The organism is Photorhabdus cinerea, assembly GCF_011189575.1.
GTDB lineage: Bacteria > Pseudomonadota > Gammaproteobacteria > Enterobacterales > Enterobacteriaceae > Photorhabdus > Photorhabdus cinerea.
This window is the reverse complement of record NZ_PUJW01000139.1, coordinates 1-600: the sequence shown is the minus strand read 5'-3', so window position 1 is coordinate 600 and position 600 is coordinate 1. Positions and strand designations below refer to the sequence as shown.

Genomic DNA, 600 nt, shown 5'->3' with positions numbered 1-600 from the left:
GTGATTTTATTTCCTTTAATATATTAGAGCCAATTGATATTAATTTATCTCTATCAACTGTTGTTAATATGCCGCGCGGTTTGATAAATGGACGCCAGATTAATAACAAACTCCCTTTGTTATTTCCATTCACTGGCTTTCCATTGCCAGCGTTAATAAATGAAATCCTGCCACCAGTAATTAATCTGATTTCATCTACAGAGTTCATTGCTAATTTAAACCAGCCGACTGATGTATCAGCTGGGACTAACATAACGACCGACTGTAATTGCTTCCTGCATTCGATAGCTGCTTTCTTTATCCACGGCGTAATCTTGGAATAGGGGGGATTGCACCAGATAGAGCCGTAACTCTCCCAGTCACATTCCAGTGCGTTATCTCGCTCCGTGAGATAATGAGAACATAAAGTATTTTGAGCATCGGCGGCGGCATCTAAATAAAAGCCAAATTCCAAGTCTAGAGCCGTGAATATTTCAATCGGGGTTTGCCATTTATCACGAAGTTCTCTTGGGGTATTACTTCCTCGGAAGTCTGACATAAATTAACCCTATTTTATTTTCAATGAAATTTCCGTTGCAACTTGATTTATTTTATCACTCA

1 protein-coding gene is annotated in these 600 nt (G+C 38.8%); it reads right to left on the bottom strand.

Going from position 1 to position 600, the window contains the following annotated elements; translation table 11 throughout:
* Window positions 1-538, bottom strand: a 538-nt coding sequence (locus C5469_RS23040; RefSeq protein WP_166311034.1) for a phage N-6-adenine-methyltransferase, incomplete at its 3' end; no start/stop codon positions are given.
* Window positions 539-600 lie beyond the last annotated feature (62 nt).